A 6,391-nucleotide genomic window follows, 5' to 3' on the forward strand; every position below is an offset into this window, starting at 1 on the left:
CTCGATCTTTTCAGCACTCCGAAACCTCTTCGTCACCCCCCATCACAAACGCTCCGCTCTCGCGACCCACATGCATCGCATCCGCGCAATGGCGCATTGGAAAGCCGTGACCGGCGCGGTTGCCTGATCTCAGGCTGCTGCGGCAGAGATCGATCATCGCTCGGGAACGTGACAACTCCCTGAGGTCACCTTGTCGATTGAAACCTCAAAGCAATGCAGAAGGCTCCCTTGCACCGCGCAATCAACGAGGGCGACGCCACTCTTCGACCTCCTTCAAAACAGCAAACCCAAGGAGTTTCGCCCACTGACGGCCGCAGGCGCCATCTTGATGTGACGACAGCTCGACACCAGTGGCAGTATCGATTTCGCGCTGTGCGGCCCTCAGTTTCATATATAAAACACGCTAATAAAGGTAGCTTTTCTGATACACTCCATATTTGTACAAACCATTCGGGAAAACACGAAAGTCTTGGCAAAAGCACCAAACTTCAGCCCACCTCCCCCGCAGCAAAGGCTGATCGGATACGCGCGCGTTTCAACGGGCGATCAGTTCAAAGACACACAAGTCGACGAGTTGCGGGCCGCAGGCTGCCACCGCATCCAGCAGGAGCACGGGGCCAGCGCATCCAGCGCAAGGCCGGTGCTGGCTAAGCTTATCAAAGAGCTTACTGCCGGCGACGTTCTGGTCGTTGTACGTCTGGACCGGCTGGCACGATCGGTCAGCCATTTGCTTGATGTCATCGAAAATCTGGAAGAGCGCGGCGTGCATTTCCGCTCCTTGCGCGATCCGATCGACACCTCGACACCGCAAGGGATGTTTTCCTTGCAGGTGCTCGGCGCAGTCGTCCAACTCGAACGCGCGGTGATTGTCGAGCGAACCAAGTCCGGCATGAAGGCGGCTAAGGCGCGTGGCAAACTTGCAGGCAATCCCGGGCTTCGAGAACGCCGTCCGGAAGCAATCCGCACCGTCTCCCTGGCGCGAGAGCGCGCCTATCTCAATGAACTGATCGCGTCGGCGCAGACATGGCTACCGACGGTGCGCCAATTGCGACCGCAGCACAGCTGGGACAATGTCGTCCTGATCCTCAACCGGCAGGGACACGACTGGACCGTCGAACGCTTGCGTCGTGCGGTCCACCGGATGGCGCGGGAGAAACTTGTGGAACCGGAACTGCTCGCCCGATCGCCGCGGCGACCGCCGGAGCATCGTCTGATGCGGATTGTTGCCGGGATCGCCATTGCCGACCCGGAGCTGTCGCTGCGCGACATTGCTGCCCAGCTGGATCAAATGCACGAGCGACCGCCACGAGGGGGCCGGAAGTGGCAGCCATCATCTATCAGAGCATTGCTGGACGAGGCACGTCGCTTTGGGCTCATGCGCTCTTGAGAGTTTGGTGCATGCGACGCCAAGCCAGTCTGTTGCGCACACGACCCAAACCCCAATCAGGAGAGCTTCGAGCAGCAGGCCGCGCGTCATGGCATTGACCGGAAAACCATCGCCAATGGACGAAACAAACCTCAGCCACCGGTCTGTCGTCCGGCCCAACCATCCAATCGTCCCGAACGCTCGATAGCGAACACCGGCTGACAAAGCCCCCGCCCCCGCTGATCACGGACAAGTCAGGCACATTAACGGCACCTATCAAGGATGCCATCGCCAAGCGTCATCTAGTACGACGACCCCAATCAGCACATCTCACCGAAGTCGACGGTTTTTTCTCGCCGCCTCCACCGGAACGTCCGTTTGACCAGCGCGCTTGTCCCGGCCCTCTGGCGGCGGTCCTGGGCTACGCTTTCGACCGCCCAATCACTTCACCAGTGCCTTATCCTCACGCAACGCCAACAACATCATCTTCCCGAAAAACTCGAAAGCCGCCTCTACCGCGATTTTGTAGCGCGATGGCAATGCGGCGTTTGCCTCAGTCTTCCGGGACGATGACGAGATGCTCAGCCGCCAACAAACCGATGTTCATCAGATTGGCGTTGGGTCTTCACTAGGGGCCACGTTGAAAACGCGACCAAGGTGTGAAGCCGTTTCGGATCGCCTTTCATAGAAAGTGGCAACGGCTCGAATGCCAAACCACCATGCTTGGACAAATCGCTTCATAGATTTTGTATGAAATGGGAGTGCAGATAATACAAATCGTGTGCTGCGACTGTGCTTCAATATTGAGCGAAGACGGAAGCGCCTAGCCTGCGCGCGGCCATGGCGGGTTTTGAACCCTAGCGGCTTTACCCGAGCGAGCTTCAAATTTGGCAAGGTACTCGCCCGGCAGGTTCTCCCAATATCAGAGCCTGGGTATCCACAGCTTCAAAGCATCCCTGTAGGTAGTTCGCGACTGTATGCGTGCAGCACGAATACTATTTGAGTGCGCTGACGCCATTACAGCGCACACCGGGCGGTCTTTTGGCGTCGGGAGGAAATACCGCGATCCAAGTTCGAGCCGTAGTCGCCGTTTCGACCGCGTTTAAGGTCTGCTGCCACAGATGGGCAGGTTTCGGTTACCACTTGCCCCGCCCATCATTGGGCGGGCATTCTCCCAAAAGCGTGGCTAGGAAGGTGCGTTTTGAACAAGAACAGCAACTCCCTCGACCTTCGGCACCTAAATACCGCGCGATAACACGCCAACTTGCTGAAAATATTGACAAAAAATGCTATTTGTACGGCTGACAAATCCCTGTCTTCGTCGGAAACGGGTCTTTCTAGGCAGTTTTTCACTATCGGGCTTCGCGCCATCACCGACAATTAGATCCGGTAAGATAGGAGCGGGGCCTGTATCTGTGGACGAGTAGGCTTGAGGTCTGAGGCCGGGTGAAGCGACAGGAAAGCCTACTGCTGGATCGAATAGGCCGTAAGCATCTCTAGCCAGCTTGTCGATTGTTATCACTCTGTGATCGCAAAAGAGCCATCAGCATTGGTCCGAGTGAAAACTCGCCCCGCCTCGCCTTTTCGGTTAAATCTCGCAGATAAGCACCGGCCGAGTTGATATGCTCGGCTCGCTCCAGAATGCACGCGACCAGAACCGCGGCATTCTCGCCTCCCACGGCCTCGCAGGCCTGCTGGTAGACGGAGGAACCTATTCCGAGTGCCGAGCGGGCAATGATAGCGGCTGACATCAGATCACGCCATCCGCCAACTGTGCCGTTTTGTGCGTACATGACAATTTCAGGGCAGGCACGCAACACCATTCCCAATGGAAAGGATGGAGTCTGAACCGGACGCCGTTCAATATTTGCGCCCACCGAGCCGCCCTGCTCTTTTCGATAGCCTGGTTCAGATTCAATGATAGATTCAGTATTTGAATTCTGTTTGTGCTGACGGATATCGTTGTCATTGGTGACGGATTTTTCCGGAATAATTTGATTTTCCAGCATGTTGATGACCTCGCTGCGGATAAGGACGAGATCGTCGAGGCATTCTGCGAGGGCTTGCAAGGTTTTTGCCGATCGCAGCCCGCCTACCGTGGTGACATAGTAGCTTTCAACCATCTCCCAATCGCCAGGGGTACCTTCGTCCATTGCTGCCGATATCAGCTTTCGGACGTCTCTGCGGGTGATTGTGATGCGTTCCTTGATGAGTTTCAGACGCCTGGTGTCTTCGGCCACCTGCTGTGCCAGCTGTGCCAATTCTCCGGATCGCGCGAGGAGCGGTGCCAAGCTGAAGCCGTAAGCGGTCTCGATCGAGCCATCTCTTGCTTTCCGTGCGTAGCGTTTGCCATTCGGGCTGTCGTTGCGGTGGATAAGACCGGCCTGCGTGAGAAGTGCGAGGTTTTCGCGCAGGGTCGTTCCCGCAATACCGTTGGCACGGGCTGTGAGTTGGGCGTTGGATGGAAACACGATGAGATTGGCTTTATCCCTCAGATCGGTTTCGGGATAAAACGACAGCAGCGCATGGAGCACAGCCAGGGCGCGGTCTTTAAGACCGAGCAGCGAACGCGCCTCACAGGCGTCGCGATAGACCTTCCACTTGTCGATGGACTTTCCGCGCGTGATATCGGGCGTATTGAACTGGCTTTTCACCAGGGCAAGCGTCATCGACCGCCGCCCAAAGGGCGTCGTTACACTTCCACTTTGCATGTCTTTCACCTTTCAAAAGGCAAAAGAAATCCGCTCACCAAAATTGGCGTCAAAGACTCTTGACTAGGATTCATGGAAATGCGATTCTCTGATTGTCTAGTTCGGAGAGAGGCTTCCACGGGTAACCGTTTGGGGGCCTTTTTCTTTTGCGATCTACCTTTCTTCAGCTTTTGTTGACGTCAGAAACTCTGTGTGCAAACGTTCAAGGTTTTCTGCGATGAAGCGGCCAAAGCGACCGGCATCATGGGACTTGAGCGCAATCGAATAACTTTTGCCGGCGCCCTGGAATTCCGCACGCACGCTTGCGTCTCCGGCCTGCCACTCACCCCCGGCTTTCTGGCGCTTTGGCAGGCGGCCAGCCTTCTTGATTCCGTTGGCCACGAATTCAAACCGGGCGTCGGATTGGAGTGGTGCGAAAGTCTTGCTGGTGACGAGCTCTTCGGCCAATGCCGCAGCCGATGGTTTTTCGATCTGCTGGGCCAGGTCGATCCACCGGTCCCGGCCAATACCCTTCGCTGCCCCGATCGCCTGTACAATGGCCTCTGGGACCCGGGTGCTTACGGACAGCATGCGTGTCAGCATCGGCGCATCAATGGACAGAGCAGCCTGTATGGTCGGCTTGTCGTGTCCGAGGGATAGGAGTTTGTGCGCGAAAATCGCGCGTTCGATAAAAGAGAGGTTCTCCCGGGCGGAGTTTTCCTGACCTTGGGCGATGACGTGATCGCCGTCCGAAACCTCTCGAACGATGGCGCGGACAGGCCTTCCGAGCGCTTTTGCCGCACGGGCGCGACGGTGGCCAAAGACGATTTGGTATTGGCCATCGCTCGTCGGGTGAGGGCGCACCAGGATAGGCGTATCCTGGCCGCGTTCCTTGATAGCTTCAAGCAGTTCGGCAAAGGCTGCATCATCGTCTCCAAGGCGATCGGAGACGAAAGAGTTTTCCACCAAAGCCGTGTCCAGCTCGACAATTGCGTCCGCCGATTGGCTCTGGTCGGAAAGGGCGGCTTTTTCGGCAAGCTCGTGCAAGGAGCTGATCATCGAGCGTGAGGCGCCGCGCGTCGCATAGCCTGGCGTGGCGCGCCGCTCCGTGCCCGATTCTTGTGGGGCGGTGATGTTTGCAAAGACGTCCTTACGAGCCATCTCAGAGTTCCTTGAGCGCGTTCAACGCGCGAGTATCGTTGTGGAAATTCGGGATCTGTACGGCTGACAACCGATTACGCATTGCGCCGCCCCCAAGCCCTGTTCAACAGTTCGCTGACCTCTGCATTGACGGCGTCCATCGACTCGCGCGCGCGATCGTAGGTCGCTGCCGTAAACTGAGCTCTCTCGACTTCATAGAGGCTTTGCTTCGTCAGGCCTGCGTCCGAAACCGCGGTCGATTTCACCATGTGATGTTTCATCATCTGCTGGGCGAACATCGATTGCATGAACCCGACCATCTGCTGCTGAGGGATGTCGGTGGGCTCGAAACGGGTGATCAAGTAGCGGAACCAGTCGAGCGAAACATTCACCCCGACGTCTTCGACGCTTTTCAGGATGTCGCCGAGCATCAGGAGGAACTGCGACATCGACATGATGTCCAGCATCTGCGGGTGCACGGTGATGAGGACCGATGTCGCGGCCGTCAGGGCCGTCAGCGTAAGGTAACCAAGCTGGGGAGGGCAATCCACGACGACGACGTCGTACCGGTCGTCGATCTCGCTCAGGGCATCGCCGATGCGCGTGTAAAACAGCTTGCCAGCGTTGGAATCCTTGCGCTGCATGGCGATCGGCGTGTCGTACTCGTATTCCTGCAACTCGAGATTCGCCGGCACCACGTCCAGATTGGGGAAGTTGGTGGGCTGTATGATGTCGACAATCGATTTGCGCTGATCGTCGTATCGAAGGGCTTCATAGAAGGAGGCATTCTGGTCGAGTTCCGGCTGTATGCCGTAAAGCGCCGTCAACGATGCCTGCGGGTCGAGATCGACCGCCAATACCCGATAGCCTCTCAGAGCCAGATATTGGGCGAGATGGGCAGCGGTGGTCGTCTTCCCGGAGCCGCCTTTGAAGTTTACCACCGCGAGAACCTGAAGCTTTTCAGTGCCCTTGCGATGGGGCGAGCGGTCAAGCAAAGTCCGCAACTCGTTCATCTGGTTTGCGGTATAGTACCTGCGGCCAGTCGACGTGGTGCTGGGCTCGACGCCCTTGCCCTGCAGATGCAGCTTCTTGAGGTAACTTTGTGATACGCCGACAAATTCGGCGACCTCGGAAAGGGAGAACTGGCGAAGGGTTTTCTGCGCGTTCGGCGGGAATTTCTCCTGCCTCAACATGT

The 6,391-nt window shown here is 57.1% G+C and carries 4 protein-coding genes and 1 pseudogene; 2 read left to right on the forward strand and 3 right to left on the reverse strand.

What is annotated here, in order from left to right; translation table 11 throughout:
• Positions 1-127 (forward strand): annotated as a pseudogene (locus ACT6VE_RS34280) (IS6 family transposase); the annotation flags it as partial.
• A 342-nt stretch (positions 128-469) separates the two neighbouring features.
• Positions 470-1,387, forward strand: coding sequence for a recombinase family protein (locus ACT6VE_RS34285; protein ID WP_444802604.1), 918 nt, complete (start codon positions 470-472; stop codon positions 1,385-1,387).
• 1,475 nt (positions 1,388-2,862) lie between these two features.
• On the opposite strand, the gene repC is transcribed toward ACT6VE_RS34285, so the two are convergent.
• From repC to repA, 3 genes are all read right to left on the reverse strand, one after another.
• A complete protein-coding gene (gene repC / locus ACT6VE_RS34290) occupies positions 2,863-4,077 on the reverse strand; it encodes a plasmid replication protein RepC (RefSeq protein ID WP_444802605.1) in 1,215 nt (404 codons plus the stop codon).
• A gap of 153 nt (positions 4,078-4,230) precedes the next feature.
• Positions 4,231-5,217, reverse strand: a complete 987-nt coding sequence (gene repB, locus ACT6VE_RS34295; RefSeq protein ID WP_444802606.1) for a plasmid partitioning protein RepB — start codon at positions 5,215-5,217, stop codon at positions 4,231-4,233.
• 74 nt (positions 5,218-5,291) lie between these two features.
• The coding region (gene repA / locus ACT6VE_RS34300; RefSeq protein WP_444802607.1) for a plasmid partitioning protein RepA at positions 5,292-6,391 on the reverse strand (1,100 nt) is incomplete at its 5' end.

The organism is Shinella sp. (genome assembly GCF_052438155.1).
GTDB lineage: Bacteria > Pseudomonadota > Alphaproteobacteria > Rhizobiales > Rhizobiaceae > Shinella.